The following is a 14045-nucleotide window of genomic DNA, read 5'->3' as shown; positions in this document are numbered from 1 at the left end:
GATGGGGAAGTTTTCCACGGCGCGGAGGGTGTGCACGCCCCAGTAGGCGGCCGCGGGAACGTCCCGGTCGCCGAGGAGATCGTGCTCGGACCGGACGTCCGGGGCGGCGGTGATGGTGGTCATAAGGGGTCCTCACGGGGCTTCGTTGACGGGTTTGGACGGGAAATCAGGGGGTCGCGGCAGGCCGACTTGGCGGCCCGGCGCAGCAAGGGACACCGGCGGTCTGCATTGCAGAGTGATTGGGAATGGTCATGGCGGAACCGGCGCGGCGCCTCGCGGGCAGGCAGCACCGAGGCCGCCGCGTGCAGCGATTAACTAACGGGAATAGGTCCGGGACGGGTCAGATCGTGGGTCAGCTCTCGCCGCCGGGGACGATGCTGCCCAACGCACACTCCACCCCGTGCAGGTGCCGTGTCATGGCCCTGGAGGCTTCTTGGGCGGACCCGCGCTCGATGGCAGCGAAAATGCGGGCGTGCTCCCGGTCGGATTCCTTCCGCCGATCAGCCACCAGGTTCAGGGTGTTCGACTGGTCAGCCATGGCCTCGCGGATGTCTGTCAGAACGCCGACAAAGACCTCGTTGCCGCTGCACCGGGCGATAGTGGCGTGAAACTCGGCGTTGAGAAGGATCCACTGCTGGAGATCATCTTCATCCGACATGGCCTCGAGAATGTCCCGAAGTGCCTCCACATCCTCGCCGGTCCGGCGTTCGGCGGCAAGGGCAGCGGCGGGTACTTCGATGTGGGGACGCGCCTCCACGAGGTCGCGGGCGGAGTATTTTCCGAGCTTCAGGTCCGGGGCGACGCGGTCGGCGATGACGAAGGTGCCCTTTCCGGTGAAGGTAGCCGTCAGACCGAGCGCATTGCACGACTTCAGTGCTTCCCGGACCATCGACCGGCTCACGCCGTACAGCTGGGCCAGCGACGCCTCCGAATCCAGCCGTGCGCCGACCGGAATCTTGCCAGCTTCAATGGCGTTGCGAAGGGATGCGAACACGGCCTCAGCTGCGCCGACCCGTATCACTTTAGCTTGTCCAACTGTCCAGCTGTCCAACAGGTTCATGCTGCAAATATGGCATGCGTCACGTCCGGCTGTCAACAGGTTACGGCGTCGGCTGAGGCCTATCCACAGCGGATCCTGCCAGCAGCCGCAGCTTCTCGAACCCCTCGGTCCAGCCGCTTCGGTGCAGCTCGAGCCGTTCCGCGGTGGCGAAGGTGCCTTGCGCCAGGGTGACCTCGGTGCCGTTATCCAGTGCTTCGAGGGTGAGGGTTACCACCGTTTCGCGGTCGTCAGGGGTAGGTTCTTCCCAGCGAAAGGTGTAGGCGAGGCGACTCGGCGGTTCGATTTCGAGGAACTCTCCCGCGAGGTGGAACTCCTCACCGTCAGGCGGCTTCCTGGAGAAGCGGTAGCCACCGCCGACTACTAAGTTGAGCTCCGCCTCGGGCGTTGTGAAGCCGTGCGGCCCCCACCACTTCACCAAATCCGCCGGCTCGGTCAGCAGGTTGAAGACCCGCTCCCGCGGCGCACTGACAGCGCATTTGAGATTGAGGACCAGTCCGCCTGGCTGCTCGTTCATGGCACCCGGCGGCCGGGAGTGGAAGGGAACGTTTGTCCGAAGCGTCCCCGCGGTGCCCAGCCCCGCCCGGCGGCCCAACTGAGTAGCAGCACACGCCGTTCCTAGGGCTGAGAACGGCGTGTGCTGCTACYTAGCGGTCAGGCGTCGCTGCCGCGCCGTGGCAGGAGAAAGTTCGTTGTCGTCTCGCCATTGGTTCTGGCGGGCGGTTGTGGCTGGGCGGATCATGGTGGTGTCTGTCGTGGTGGACGCCGGNTAGCGGTCAGGCGTCGCTGCCGCGCCGTGGCAGGAGAAAGTTCGTTGTCGTCTCGCCATTGGTTCTGGCGGGCGGTTGTGGCTGGGCGGATCATGGTGGTGTCTGTCGTGGTGGACGCCGGTCCAACTTTGGTGCTGTGGTTGAGCCTGTTACTTAGCGTGGCGCGGAGGACTTCCACGGGAACCGTGGATTGTTGCCCTTGAGCACGAGTGTTAGATTCCTGATTTTCCCTGTCCTTCCCGCGGCAGACGCCAACCATCGGCACAGCATGTCAGGAGGAATGGTCATGGATATCRTGCACGAGCGGGCGGCCGGGATGGATATTTCCAAACGCGACGCCAAGGTCTGCCTGCGTGTGCCAGGCAAACGTGCCGGAACGTACACCTCCACGGTCACAACGTGGGGCGCGACCACGACCGGCATCCTGGAACTGCGGGACTTCCTGGAGCGCGAGCACGTCACGGTGGTGGCAATGGAAGCGACCAGCGACTACTGGAAACCGTTCTTCTACCTGTTGGAGGAGACCTTGCCGGTGGTGCTGGTCAACGCCAAAGCGACCCGCAACATCCCGGGACGCAAGACCGATGTCTCCGACGCGGCCTGGCTTGCCCAGCTTGCCGCCCACGGGCTGATCCGGGCCTCGTTCGTTCCGCCGGAGCCGATCCGTGAGCTGCGGGACCTGACCCGTGCCCGCTCCATAGCCACCCGGGACCGGGCCCGGGAGATCCAGCGGCTGGAAAAGTTTTTGGAGGGCTCGGGCATCAAGCTCTCTTCTGTCGTTGCGGACCTGACCGGGGTCTCCTCGAGGGCCATGTTGGAGGCCCTGATCGCCGGTGAACGGAACCCGGAAGTCCTTGCCGGGCTGGCACGGGGGACCCTGCGCTCCAAGATCCCCGAACTCGTCGACGCGCTCACCGGCCGCTTCAAGGGCCACCATGCTTTCATGGTCCGGCTGCATCTGGACCAGATCGATGCCCAGTCACGCATCATCGAGGCGCTCACCGCCCGGGTCGAGGAGGCGATGGCGCCCTTTCGTGCAGCCAGGGACTTCCTGGCCACCATCCCCGGCGTCTCGCTCCGAGGCGCCGAAGTGATCATCGCCGAAACAGGCGCGGACATGATGGTCTTTGAAACCCCGGGCAGGCTCGCGTCCTGGGCGGGAGTTTGTCCCGGCTCGAACGAATCCGCGGGCAGGGTCAAGTCCGCGCACATCCTGCCTGGCAACAAATACCTCAAGGCAGCACTGGGCACTGCAGCGATGTCGGCTGCCCGGAGTAAAAACACCTACCTGGCTGCCAAATACCGGCACATCACGGCCCGACGCGGGCCCATGAGAGCGCTCGTTGCTGTTGAACATTCGATCCTGAAWGCCGTCTGGCACATGCTCGCCCAAGGCGAATGCTATGCCGACCCCGGACCCGGACACTTCACCCGCATCGACCCCGCCAAAGCCAGAAACAACGCCATCAGCAAACTCAACAGCCTTGGCTTCACCGTCACCCTCACYCCGTCCCCGGCGGCCTAACCGACTTCTACTTTCGTGTTAGTTGGGCTGCCGGCTACGCGGGGAGGTGGCCCAGGTTCCGCACACTTCCGACGGCGGCCGTCACCGCAGCGGCGGCGGTCTCCAGGTCCGCTGCGGTCACCGAGGAGTCAAAACTGAACCGGACCGCGGTCTGGGCAATCTCGGCCCCGATCCCCAGCGCCAGGAGCACCGGAGATGGCGCGTCCGATCCTGCCGCGCAGGCCGAACCGCTGGAGCAGACCACGCCCTGGCGTTCCAGCTCCAGGAGCACGGACTCGCCGCTGGTGCCCGGGAAGCAGAAGGATGCCACGGACGGCAGCCGTTCGGCCGGATGGCCTGTCAGCACTGCGCCGGGAACACGGTCCAGCACAGCGCTGATGAACCTGTCCCGCAGCCCCGTGACCCGTTCCGAGAGCGCCTCCTGATCGGCGTGGGCCAGGGCGAGCGCGGTGGCCAGGCCCACGGCCCCGGCCACATTTTCCGTGCCGGAACGCCGGCCGCGCTCCTGCCCGCCGCCGTGCACCAGCGGTTCCGTCTTCGTCCTGCCGCGGAGGAACAGGACGCCGGAGCCCTTGGGGGCGCCGAGCTTGTGCCCGGAAATGCTCAGGGCGTCCACGCCCAGCGTTTTCACGTCAACCGGGAGCCACCCGGCGGCCTGCACGGCGTCGGTGTGGAAGGGAACGCCGCGCTCCCGTGCCAGGGCGGCGAGCGCCGCAACGGGCTGAACCGTGCCCACCTCGTTGTTGGCATACATGATGCTGACCAGCGCCGTTTCGGGCCGGAGCACCGCGGCGAGTGCCTCGGCGGTCACCGTTCCGTAGCTGTCCACGGGCGCCACATCCACGGTGAACCCGTGAAAGCGTTCGAGATAGCGCGCTGATTCCTCCACCGCCGGGTGTTCGACGGCGCTGATCACCACGCGGTTCAGCGCAGGGTCCGCGGCCTGCCGTGCCAGCGCAATTCCCTTGACCGCCAGGTTGTCAGCCTCCGTGCCGCCCGAGGTGAACGTCACCTCCGCCGCGCGGCAGCCCAGCACGTTCGCTACAGATTTGCGGGCCTCCGCGAGCGCCCGGGCGGCGGCATCGCCCAGCGAATGATGGCTCGACGGATTGCCGAACTCGCCGGTAAGGAAAGGCCACATGGCCTCCAGCACCTCGCGGCGGACCGGCGTGGTGGCTGCTGCGTCGAGGAAGATCATGGCCGGCTCAGGTGACCGTCAGCTCGACGTCCAGGCCGAGGTCCAGCGCCGTGACGCTGTGGGTGAGTGCTCCGACGGAGATGACGTCCACTCCGGCGGCCGCAATGTCCGCGACGGTGCCCAGGTTGACGTTGCCGCTGGCTTCCACCACAGCACGCCCGCCCACCTGGCGGACACCGGCCCGGAGTTCGTCGAGCGTGAAGTTGTCCAGCATGATGGTGTCCACCCCGGCGGCCAGGACGGGTTCGATCTGGTCCGCGCTGTCCACCTCCACCTCGAAGTGCGTGGTGTGCCCGAGCTGGGCCTTGGCCGCCGCCAGCAGCGCGGTCAGCTTGCCCGGATCGCCCCCGGTCATGACGGCGAGGTGGTTGTCCTTCGCCAGCACGGCGTCGGACAGGCTGTACCGGTGGTTGGCGCCGCCGCCGCACCGCACGGCGTAGCGTTCCAGGACGCGCAGGCCGGGCGTGGTCTTCCTGGTGTCCGTGATGCGGGCCTTCGTCCCGTCCACCAGCGCCACGAACTCCGCGGTCCGCGTGGCAATGGCACTCATCCGCTGCGCGAGGTTGAGCCCCACGCGTTCGGCCAGCAGCACGCTGCGCGCCCGTCCGCTGACCCGTGCAAGCCGCGTCCCGGCGTCGAACGCCTGGCCGTCGGCGACGAGCAGCTCCACTTCGGTGTCCGGGTCGATCAGCTGCATGGCGTCCTTGAACACGGTGCCGCCGCTGAAGACGCCGGGAACACGGGCATTCAGCACCGCTGTGGCCCGGGCTTCGGCCGGAATGAGCAGCTGCGAGGTGATGTCACCGCTGGGGGCATCCTCCGCGAAGGCCCGTTCCAGGATCTCCCGGACGGGTGCTGCGGGGAGGGTCAGGCTAGTCATGGACGAGGCTCGCTTTCCGGGTCATTCTGTATCGTTTGTCAATGTCTTCGGCGGCCGCGGCCTCCGGCCTGCCGTCGTCGCGGTAGTGCGCCCCGAGGGACGTCCGCCGCTCCCGGGCGGCATGGACCAGCAGCTGGGCGGCCAGCAACAGGTTGGCGTCCTCGTGCTCCCGCGGGTCCCCGGCGTCCGGCACGTTGTCGGGACGTACGACGGCGGCCCACGCCGCAAGCGCGGCACCCGCCTCGCGCAGCTGCCCACCGGTGCGCAGCACCCCGGCGTTCGCCGTCATCAGCCGCCGCAGGGCGCCACGGGAAAACGTCCCCGGCCGAGCAAAGGAAGCCTCTATAGGCCCAGGTCCAGGCGCAGCTTCGAACTCCCAAGCGGGGAAATCGCCGTCAGGCGACGGTTCCAGAGAAGCGCTGAACGGCGCTTCGGACGCGTCAACTGACGGGGTCCCGGAAGCGTGCGTCAAAGGGAGGCCGCCAGCGGCCGAGCTAGCACGCGGAGGGGCGCCGTCAGGCGACGCCCCAACGGAACCGCTGTCTTGCGACGGCCCACGCTGCTCGCCAAGGAACGCTTCAACAGCCCGACGTCCAAAGACCAGCCCTTCAAGCAAGGAGTTGCTGGCCAACCTGTTGGCGCCCTGGACCCCGGTGCACGCGGCCTCGCCGGCGGCGAAGAGCCCGGGCACGGTGGTGCGGCCGTGCAGGTCGGTGGACACGCCGCCCATCCAGTAGTGCGCGGCCGGCGCCACGGGAACCGGTTCCCGCGTCCAGTCGATGCCGGCTTCGCGCGTGCGCCGCGTGATGGTGGGGAAGCGCTTCTCCAGGAATCCCGGACCTTTCGCGGCCTCGATGACGCGGGCGTCGAGGTAGACGTGGCCGTTCGGATCGCCGAGGGCGGCAAGGTGCAGGGCAACGCTGCGCGAGACGACGTCCCGCGGGGCGAGTTCGGCGTCCGCGTGGTACTCCCGCATGAACCGGCGGCCCTGCGCGTCCACGAGGAATGCGCCCTCGCCGCGGACCGCCTCGGAGATCAGCAGCGGGTCCTGGTTCGCTTCCGCCTCGGCTACTTCGGCCGTGCGGACCATGCAGGTGGGGTGGAACTGGAAGAACTCCAGGTCCGCAACCGCCGCTCCGGCGCGCCAGGCCAGGGCAAGTCCATCCGCGGTGGCGACGGACGGGTTGGTGGTCTGGGCAAACAGCTGTCCCGCTCCGCCGGTGGCCAGCAGGACGGCGTCGGCCTGGATGGTCTTCAGCTGGCCGTCATGGAGGAATTCAACGCCCGTCACGCGCCGCCCGGACTGGAGCAGCGCGGTGGCCCGCGCGTGGCCCAGCAGCCGGATCCGGCCGGACGCCTGGGCCGCCAGCACGGCGCAGATGAGGGCGTTGGCTATCCCCGCGCCGGTGGCGTCGCCGCCGGCGTGCAGGATGCGCGGCGCCGAGTGGGCGGCTTCGAGCCCCAAGGCGGGATCGCCGTCGTCGTCCAGGTCAAAACGCACGCCGAAGCGCCCAAGCCCGGCGATGTCCCGGCGCGCCTCGGTGCACAGCACCCGGACGGCTTCCGGGTTGCAGTGGCCCGCTCCGGCCTGGAGCGTGTCGGCGATGTGCGCGGCCACGGTATCCCCCGGCGCCGGCTCGTCCAGGACCGCTGAAATGCCGCCCTGGGCGTAGTACGTGTTGCTGTCCGCGAGCGCGCCCTTGGTCAGCAGCACCACGTCAGCGCCGGCGTCGGCGGCGAGCAGCGCCCCGTACAGGCCTGCTATGCCGCTGCCGACGACGATCAGCCGCGGGCGCTGGGGGTTCTCGGTTCCGCTGGTGGTGTTCATGCGGGGCTCACTTCGGGTTTCATTAGGGCTTGGCGGCCAGCATGCGCTCCAGCGCGGTCCTGGCGTCCTGCTGCACGGCGTCGTCGACGGTGATGCGGTTGACCACGCGGCCCGCCACGAGTTCTTCGAGCACCCACGCCAGGTAGCCCGGGTGGATCCGGTACATGGTGGAGCACGGGCAGATCACCGGGTCCAGGCAGAAGATGGTGTGCTGCGGGTACTGGGCCGCGAGACGGTTCACCATGTTGATCTCGGTGCCGATCGCGAACACCGTGGGCTCCTCGGCGGCGGCGATGGCCTTCTGGATGAAGTCCGTGGATCCGGCGGAGTCCGCTGCGTCCACCACTTCCATCGGGCATTCGGGGTGGACGATCACCTGGACGCCGGGGAAGTCGGCGCGGGCCTTCTCGATCTGCGCTACCGAGAAGCGCTTGTGCACCGAGCAGAAGCCGTGCCAGAGGATCACCTTGGAGTCCAGCAGGGCCTGCTCGTCGTTCCCGCCGAGTTCCTTGCGCGGGTTCCACATCGGCATCTGCTCCAGCGGGACGCCCAGCGCCTTCGCGGTGTTGCGGCCCAGGTGCTGGTCCGGGAAGAACAGGACGCGCTGGCCTCGCTCGAAGGCCCACTCCAGGACGGTCCTGGCGTTCGAGGAGGTGCAGACGATGCCGCCGTGCCTGCCGCAGAAGGCCTTCAGCGCGGCTGAAGAATTCATGTAGGTGACGGGGATGACCGGAACCCGACCCTCGGCGTCGGGCTCGGTGCCGAAGATCTCCTCCAGCTGTTCCCAGCAGTCCTCCACGGAGTCCGCGTCCGCCATGTCCGCCATGGAGCATCCGGCGGCGAGGTTGGGCAGGATGACCGCCTGCTCAGGCTTCGAGAGGGTGTCGGCCGTTTCCGCCATGAAGTGCACGCCGCAGAAGACGATGGCCTCGGCGTCCGGCCTGGTCAGGGCGGCGTTGGCCAGCTGGAAGGAATCGCCGACGAAATCGGCGTACTGCACCACTTCGTCGCGCTGGTAGAAGTGGCCCAGGATCAGGGCGCGGTCGCCGAGTGTGGCCTTGGCGGCGCGGATCCGGGCGTCCAGCTCGGCGTCGCCGGCCAGCTTGTACTCCTCGGGGAGCTGGCCCTGGCGCGGCGTCGACGGCGGCGCGACGTCGGCGCTGGAGGCTCCGGGACCGTACGCCGGGATGCCGGCCAGCGCTTCCGCGAGGTCATAGTCCCAGGGCCCCTTGGCCAGGGCCGGGCTGCAAGTGCTGCCGGCGGCTGCGGCGCGGCCCTTTTCGGCCTGTTCACGCGTGATCAGCTGGATTGCCGTATTGACGCTGCTCATGGGGTACTCCTGTTATCTGGGTCAAGGCCGGGGCGGCCGGTAAATCGGTAGAGGCGTGGCGGGCGGTGCTTGCCGCCCTGGAGGTATTCACCGGTTTCTTCGATTTCCGGTGTGGCTTTGATCTGGCGGCGGAAGTTGGCCGGGTCCAGCCGGGTGTCCAGGACGGCTTCGTAGACTTCCCGGACCTGGGCGAGGGTGAAGTACTCCCCCAGCAGGTGGTACGCGATCGAGCCGTAGGCGAGCTTGTTCCGCAGCCGCCAGAGCGCGTAGTCGACGATCGCGTTGTGGTCGAAGGCCAGCTCCCCCAGCTTGTCGGCCCGGAACCACCTGACGTTCTCCGATTCGTCGGCGAGCGCGGCCTCGGTCGGCTGCACCAGCGCCCAGTAAACAATGGACACGACGCGCTGGGTGGGCGACCGGTGCAGGCCCCCGAAAGCGTAGAGCTGCTCGAGGTAGCTGGGGGCCAGGCCCGTGGTTTCCCGCAGGTTCCGCGAGGCGGCGTCCTGCAGCGACTCAGAGTGTGTCAGCGGTCCGCCCGGGAGCGCCCAGAGGCCCTTGAACGGCTCCCGGATCCGGCGGACCAGCGGCAGCCAGAGCGTGGGACGGCCGGAGGCCTCACTGGGGCGAAGGGCGAAGATCACCGTGGAAATCGCCAACGACGGCGGAGCGGCCTGCCGCTCGGCAACGTTGGCTGAGGTGGTGTACACGGTTTTTCACCCGCTTCACTGCGCGTTCGGGGGTCCTGCTGACCATCCGGTTAGTTATAGTCAAAATGACTAAAACTGATTCTACGGCTCTCCGGCGGGGGAACAAAATGTTTCGTCGGGCCCGGCCCTTTGCGCGGCCCCCTGCCCTAGGCACGGTTCCCTGCGGCCACCGCTTCAAGCAGGGGAAGCGTCCGGCCCTCGAAATGGGTGTTGAGGACGATCACCGAGGAGGACCGCAGCACAGTCCTGGTGGCGATCATCGCATCGAGGACGCGCTGGAGGTCCGGATTGGAGCGGGCCGCGATGCGCGCCATCAGGTCCGAGCTGCCGGAGACGGTATGGATCTCGATGAGCTCCGGGATCTCCGCGAGCGCCGCCACCACGGCATCGTGCCCGAGGTCCTGGTTGATGGTCAGCGAGCAGAAGGCAACCACGGGAAACCCGAAATGGGCCGGGTCGGGGTGCGGCACCCAGGATCCGATCACGCCGGCTTCCGCCATCCGGTCCAGCCGCGACTGGACGGTGGCCCGGGCGATCCTGAGCACCCGGGAGGCCTCAAGGACGGAAGCACGCGGCGAATCGGTGAAGAATCGGACAATTTTGGCGTCCAGCGCATCCACGTTCATCAGGTTTTCCCGTCCTCGGATATGCAGCAACACAAAATGCTGACACTTGGGCCGATGTCTTGAGCAAACTGAACCCATGATCTCACGCGCCGGGGCCGCGGTGTTCCCGGCGAGGCGGTAGATTCGAAAGGTCCCAAAAGGACCCCTGTTTTCACCAACCCCAAGAAGGTACGCAGCATGACGATGAAGTCCACGGCGGAGCGTCCGGCAGTAGAACTCGGCCACAGCATGAAACCCCGCCAACTGACCATGATGGGACTGGGCAGCGCAATCGGCGCCGGGCTCTTCCTCGGATCGGGGGCCGGGATCCAGGCCGCCGGCCCGGCCGTCCTGATCTCCTACCTGGTTGCCGGCACACTGATCATCCTGGTCATGTGGGCACTCGGCGAGATGGCGGCGGCAAACCCCAACAGCGGGGCCTTCTCCGTCTACGCCGAGAGGGCCATGGGCAAGACGGCCGGGGCCACGGTGGGCTGGCTGTGGTGGCTCCAGCTCGTGGTGGTCATCGCGGCGGAGGCCCTCGGCGCCGCGGGGCTGCTGTTCTCGGTCTGGCCGGCCATTCCGGTCTGGGCCCTCGCGCTGGTGTTCATGGTGGTGTTTACGGCCATCAACCTGGCCGGCGTGAAGAACTTCGGCGAATTTGAATTCTGGTTCGCCATCCTCAAGGTCGCCGCGATCGTGATTTTCCTGGCCATCGGCGCCGCACTGCTCTTCGGGCTCCTGCCCGACGTCGCCACGCCCGGGCTCAGCAACATCGCCACGGACTTCGCTCCGGCGGGCCTGGGCGGCATCGCGACGGCCCTGTTCGTGGTGATCTTCGCGTTCGGCGGGACGGAAATCGTCAGCGTCGCGGCCGCCGAAACAGAAGATCCGGAGCACAGCGTGGCCAAGGCCATCCGGACCGTGGTGTGGCGGATCCTGGTGTTCTACATCGGATCCGTGTTCGTCATCGCGGCGGTGCTGCCCGCCACCTCGGAGGCATTGGCGTCGCCGTTCGCGGGCGTCCTGGACGCCGCCCGCATTCCCGGGGCCAGCACGGCGATCACCCTGGTGGCCGTCGTCGCGCTCCTGTCCGCACTGAACGCCAACCTTTACGGGGCGTCCCGCATGGTCTACTCGCTGTCCGAACGCGGCGAGGCGCCGGCCTTCCTGTCGCGGCTCAGCGGCGCAAAGGTGCCGATGGTCGCCGTCGGCGTCTCTGTTGCGTTCGGCTTCATTGCCACCGTGCTTGAGCTGCTGTTTCCTGAACGGATCCTGCCCGCGCTGTTCCAGCTCGTCGGGTCAACCTGCCTTGTGGTGTGGGGTACCGCCCTCGTCTCCCAGCTGATCCTGCGCCGGCGCGCGGACCGCGATGGAACTCCCCTGCCCCTGCGCATGAAGGGCTTCCCCGCCCTGACGGTGTTCGGCCTCGTCCTCCTTGGCCTGATCTTCGCCGTTGGTCTGAGCGCCGAGAGCAGCCGGATCCAGCTGATCAGCACCGTCCTGCTGATCGCCGGCATCGCCGCCGCCTGCTGGCTGGGCGCAAGGTTCACCGCCTCGCGGGTCGCCGTCCGCGCCGGCTCCGCAGCGGACTAGCGCCCGGCCGAACACAAACGGAAGGGGCTGCACAATTTGTGCAGCCCCTTCCGCGTTTGACTGTGCAGTATTGACAGTCTGATCAGTGTCCGCGGAGCTGATTGCCGGGCGACTTCGCGGTGACTAGGGTCACAGCTATGGACACCCTGCCCCTTCCGGACGACGGCAACGCCGCTCCCCCGCCCACTCCTGACCAGCTGCGTGAGCTGTACTCGCTGATGGCCGCGGTCCGCCACCTCGACGTCTCGGCCGTCGCGTGGCAGCGCCAGGGCATCATCCCCGGCTACGCCCCGGAACTCGGCCAGGAGGCCGCCCAGGTGGGCAGCGGCTATGCCGTGGACACGTCCCGTGACTTTGTTTTCCCCACGTACCGCGAGATGGGCGTGGCCCGGGCCATGGGCGTGGACATGGTGGCGTACATGTCCACGCACAAGGCCACCTGGCACGGCGGACTCTACGACCCCGTCACCTCACGCCTCGCCCCGATCCAGGCCGTGGTGGCCGGTTCGGTGCTGCACGCGGTGGGCTGGGCCCACGGCCAGACGCTCGAACAGAACGACGGCGTTGCGCTCGCGTACCTGGGCGACGGCGCCTCCTCGCAGGGCGACGTCCACGAGGCCATGAACTTCGCGGCCGTCATGAAGGCACCGGTGGTTTTCTTCGTCCAGAACAACGGCTGGGCCATCTCCGTCCCGACCGAGCGCCAGGTTGCGGGCGGCTCCGTCGCCGCCCGTGCCGCCGGTTACGGCATTCCCGGCCTCCAGGTGGACGGGAACGACGTCGTCGCCGTGCTGGATGCCACCCGGCGGGCCATGGCCCACTGCCGCTCCGGAAACGGGCCCGTGGTGGTCGAGGCCATGACCTACCGCCGCGGCCCCCACTCCACATCCGATGATCCCGGACGCTACCGCTCACTGGACGAGGAGCGGTCCGGCGCGGGCGAGGACCCGCTGCGCCGCCTGCGCCAGCGGCTGCTGGATGACGGCATCGCCGACGACGCCTTCTTCGCCGCGGCGCAGGCTGCCGCGGCAGCCGAGGAAACGTCAATCCGCGAAGGCATCGAAGCGCTCGGTCCGCGGCCGGGCAGCGAGATGTTTGACCTCGTCTTCCAGGAAACCACCCCCGCGCTCAAGAACCAGGCCGCCAGCTGGCGAGAGGAATCCGAACATGTCTAACGCCATCCTTGAAAGCGAGGCCGCCATGGCCGGTGGAACTCCACGCCAGGGAGTGGAACAGCTGTCCATGCAGCAGGCGCTCAACCGCGCGCTGGACGAGGTGCTGACGGAAAACCCCAAAGCGGTGATCCTCGGCGAGGACTGCGGCCGGCTGGGCGGCGTCTTCCGCATCACCGACGGGCTGCAGTCCAAACACGGCGAAAACCGTGTCTTCGACACCCCGCTGGCTGAATCAGGCATCCTGGGCATGTCCGTGGGTCTCGCGATGGCCGGCTTCCATCCCATTCCGGAGGTGCAGTTCGACGGCTTTGCGTACCCCGCCATCAACCAGATCGTCTGCCAGATCGCCCGGATGAACTACCGCAGCCGCGGCACCCTGCCGATGCCGATCACGCTGCGCGTCCCCAGCTTCGGCGGCATCCGGGCACCCGAGCACCACGGCGAAAGTCTCGAGGCCCTGTTCGCGCACGTGCCGGGGCTGAAGGTGGTGTCGCCGTCGAACCCGCACGAGGCCTATCACCTCCTCAAGTACGCCGCCACGCGCCCGGACCCGGTGATCTTCATGGAGCCGAAGTCCCGGTACTGGCAAAAGGGCGACGTCGACGTCAGCGCCGCCGATGCCCCCGGCGCCGGCTCGCCCACCGGCGCCAAGGTCATGAGGGAAGGCCGCCACCTGACGCTCATTGCCTGGGGCGCCATGGTGTCCCGCTGCCTGCAGGTGGCCGAACTCGCCGCCGAGGACGGCATCGACGTCGAGGTCCTGGACCTGCGCTGGCTCAAGCCGATCGACGCAGACGCACTGGTGACGTCCGTGCGCAAGACGCGGCGCGCCGTCGTCGTCCATGAGGCGCCGCTGACCTCCGGCCTGGGTGCCGAAGTGGCCCAGCTGATCACGCACGGCTGTTTCGACACCCTCAAGGCGCCGGTGGAGCGGGTGACGGGCTTCGACGTCCCGTACCCGTCCGGGGACCTCGAGGACGAATACATTCCCAACATTGACCGGATTCTTTTCGGCATGCAGCGAGTATTGGAGTACCGACGTGGCTGAAATATCCTTCCCGCTCCCGGATCTGGGCGAAGGCCTGATCGAGGCAACCGTCCTCGAATGGCTGGTCTCCCCCGGGGAACAGGTGGAGCGCAACCAGCCGCTCGTGGAGGTGGAAACCACCAAATCCGCTGTTGAATTGCCCAGTCCGCAGGCAGGTAAAGTGGTGCGTATCTACGGCGGGCCCGGCGACAAGATCAATGTCGGCGAGCCCCTGATTGTGTTTGAGGTGCCGGACAACACCGCCGGCATCGTGGGCACCGTCCCGAAGGAAGAGGCACCGAAGCGCCGGGTCCGCCTGAGCGCCGTATTTGATGAGGACTGACATG

Annotated in this window: 13 protein-coding genes; 5 read left to right on the top strand and 8 right to left on the bottom strand. The window is 67.7% G+C overall.

All coding sequences use genetic code 11. From position 1 onward, the window contains the following. Positions 1–352 precede the first annotated feature (352 nt). Both ASG92_RS22435 and ASG92_RS22430 read right to left on the bottom strand, forming a co-directional pair. A complete protein-coding gene (locus ASG92_RS22435; RefSeq protein WP_056633597.1) occupies positions 353–1060 on the bottom strand; it encodes a FadR/GntR family transcriptional regulator in 708 nt (235 codons plus the stop codon). A gap of 40 nt (positions 1061–1100) precedes the next feature. Next, entirely contained in the window at positions 1101–1574 is a 474-nt protein-coding gene (locus ASG92_RS22430; protein WP_056633866.1) for an SRPBCC domain-containing protein, read from the bottom strand. A 539-nt stretch (positions 1575–2113) separates the two neighbouring features. Here ASG92_RS22430 and ASG92_RS22425 point away from each other — a divergent pair. Then, a complete protein-coding gene (locus ASG92_RS22425; protein WP_056633864.1) occupies positions 2114–3352 on the top strand; it encodes an IS110 family transposase in 1239 nt (412 codons plus the stop codon). Positions 3353–3386: 34 nt separating this feature from the next. Here the strand turns inward: ASG92_RS22425 and ASG92_RS22420 are convergent, their stop codons facing one another. The 6 genes from ASG92_RS22420 to ASG92_RS22395 all read right to left on the bottom strand — a co-directional run bounded on the left by ASG92_RS22420 (position 3387) and on the right by ASG92_RS22395 (position 9921). Beyond that, positions 3387–4550, bottom strand: coding sequence for a cysteine desulfurase family protein (locus tag ASG92_RS22420; protein ID WP_056633594.1), 1164 nt, complete (start codon positions 4548–4550; stop codon positions 3387–3389). 7 nt (positions 4551–4557) lie between these two features. Continuing rightward, the gene (gene nadC / locus ASG92_RS22415) at positions 4558–5430 is read right to left on the bottom strand and encodes a carboxylating nicotinate-nucleotide diphosphorylase (protein WP_056633591.1); all 873 of its coding nucleotides are present in this window, start codon (positions 5428–5430) and stop codon (positions 4558–4560) included. Continuing rightward, positions 5423–7258 carry an L-aspartate oxidase gene (gene nadB, locus ASG92_RS22410; RefSeq protein ID WP_056633588.1) on the bottom strand — a complete coding sequence of 612 codons (1836 nt, stop codon included), beginning with the start codon at positions 7256–7258 and terminating at the stop codon, positions 5423–5425. The genes nadC and nadB overlap by 8 nt, the downstream gene beginning before the upstream one ends. A 22-nt stretch (positions 7259–7280) precedes the next feature. After that, the gene (gene nadA / locus ASG92_RS22405) at positions 7281–8588 is read right to left on the bottom strand and encodes a quinolinate synthase NadA (protein ID WP_056633587.1); all 1308 of its coding nucleotides are present in this window, start codon (positions 8586–8588) and stop codon (positions 7281–7283) included. Then, positions 8585–9295 carry an NUDIX domain-containing protein gene (locus ASG92_RS22400; RefSeq protein ID WP_056633584.1) on the bottom strand — a complete coding sequence of 237 codons (711 nt, stop codon included), beginning with the start codon at positions 9293–9295 and terminating at the stop codon, positions 8585–8587. Before ASG92_RS22400 ends, nadA begins: the two co-directional genes overlap by 4 nt. A 146-nt stretch (positions 9296–9441) precedes the next feature. Then, positions 9442–9921 carry an Lrp/AsnC family transcriptional regulator gene (locus tag ASG92_RS22395; RefSeq protein ID WP_056633581.1) on the bottom strand — a complete coding sequence of 160 codons (480 nt, stop codon included), beginning with the start codon at positions 9919–9921 and terminating at the stop codon, positions 9442–9444. Positions 9922–10098: 177 nt separating this feature from the next. Here ASG92_RS22395 and ASG92_RS22390 point away from each other — a divergent pair, with 177 nt between their 5' ends. The 4 genes from ASG92_RS22390 to ASG92_RS22375 all read left to right on the top strand — a co-directional run bounded on the left by ASG92_RS22390 (position 10099) and on the right by ASG92_RS22375 (position 14041). After that, a complete protein-coding gene (locus tag ASG92_RS22390; RefSeq protein WP_056633578.1) occupies positions 10099–11496 on the top strand; it encodes an amino acid permease in 1398 nt (465 codons plus the stop codon). Between the two features lie 137 nt (positions 11497–11633). After that, complete coding sequence (locus ASG92_RS22385; protein ID WP_056633575.1) at positions 11634–12671, top strand: thiamine pyrophosphate-dependent enzyme; 1038 nt, start codon at positions 11634–11636, stop codon at positions 12669–12671. Beyond that, a complete protein-coding gene (locus ASG92_RS22380) occupies positions 12664–13719 on the top strand; it encodes an alpha-ketoacid dehydrogenase subunit beta (protein WP_056633574.1) in 1056 nt (351 codons plus the stop codon). The genes ASG92_RS22385 and ASG92_RS22380 overlap by 8 nt, the downstream gene beginning before the upstream one ends. Continuing rightward, positions 13712–14041, top strand: a complete 330-nt coding sequence (locus ASG92_RS22375; RefSeq protein WP_056633573.1) for a biotin/lipoyl-containing protein — start codon at positions 13712–13714, stop codon at positions 14039–14041. The genes ASG92_RS22380 and ASG92_RS22375 overlap by 8 nt, the downstream gene beginning before the upstream one ends. Positions 14042–14045 lie beyond the last annotated feature (4 nt).

The sequence above is a fragment of the Arthrobacter sp. Soil736 genome, from assembly GCF_001428005.1.
Taxonomy (GTDB): domain Bacteria; phylum Actinomycetota; class Actinomycetes; order Actinomycetales; family Micrococcaceae; genus Arthrobacter.
Note: the sequence above shows the minus strand (reverse complement) of the source record. Positions and strands in the feature narration are given on the sequence as shown.

What these genes read in the sequence shown, in the direction of transcription:
- ASG92_RS22435 (WP_056633597.1), bottom strand. Translation starts at nt 1,060, where the DNA reads ATGAACCTGTTGGACAGCTGGACAGTTGGACAAGCTAAAGTGATACGG.
- ASG92_RS22430 (WP_056633866.1), bottom strand. Translation starts at nt 1,574, where the DNA reads ATGAACGAGCAGCCAGGCGGACTGGTCCTCAATCTCAAATGCGCTGTC.
- ASG92_RS22420 (WP_056633594.1), bottom strand. Translation starts at nt 4,550, where the DNA reads ATGATCTTCCTCGACGCAGCAGCCACCACGCCGGTCCGCCGCGAGGTG.
- nadC (WP_056633591.1), bottom strand. Translation starts at nt 5,430, where the DNA reads ATGACTAGCCTGACCCTCCCCGCAGCACCCGTCCGGGAGATCCTGGAA.
- nadB (WP_056633588.1), bottom strand. Translation starts at nt 7,258, where the DNA reads ATGAACACCACCAGCGGAACCGAGAACCCCCAGCGCCCGCGGCTGATC.
- nadA (WP_056633587.1), bottom strand. Translation starts at nt 8,588, where the DNA reads ATGAGCAGCGTCAATACGGCAATCCAGCTGATCACGCGTGAACAGGCC.
- ASG92_RS22395 (WP_056633581.1), bottom strand. Translation starts at nt 9,921, where the DNA reads ATGAACGTGGATGCGCTGGACGCCAAAATTGTCCGATTCTTCACCGAT.
- ASG92_RS22390 (WP_056633578.1), top strand. Translation starts at nt 10,099, where the DNA reads ATGACGATGAAGTCCACGGCGGAGCGTCCGGCAGTAGAACTCGGCCAC.
- ASG92_RS22385 (WP_056633575.1), top strand. Translation starts at nt 11,634, where the DNA reads ATGGACACCCTGCCCCTTCCGGACGACGGCAACGCCGCTCCCCCGCCC.
- ASG92_RS22380 (WP_056633574.1), top strand. Translation starts at nt 12,664, where the DNA reads ATGTCTAACGCCATCCTTGAAAGCGAGGCCGCCATGGCCGGTGGAACT.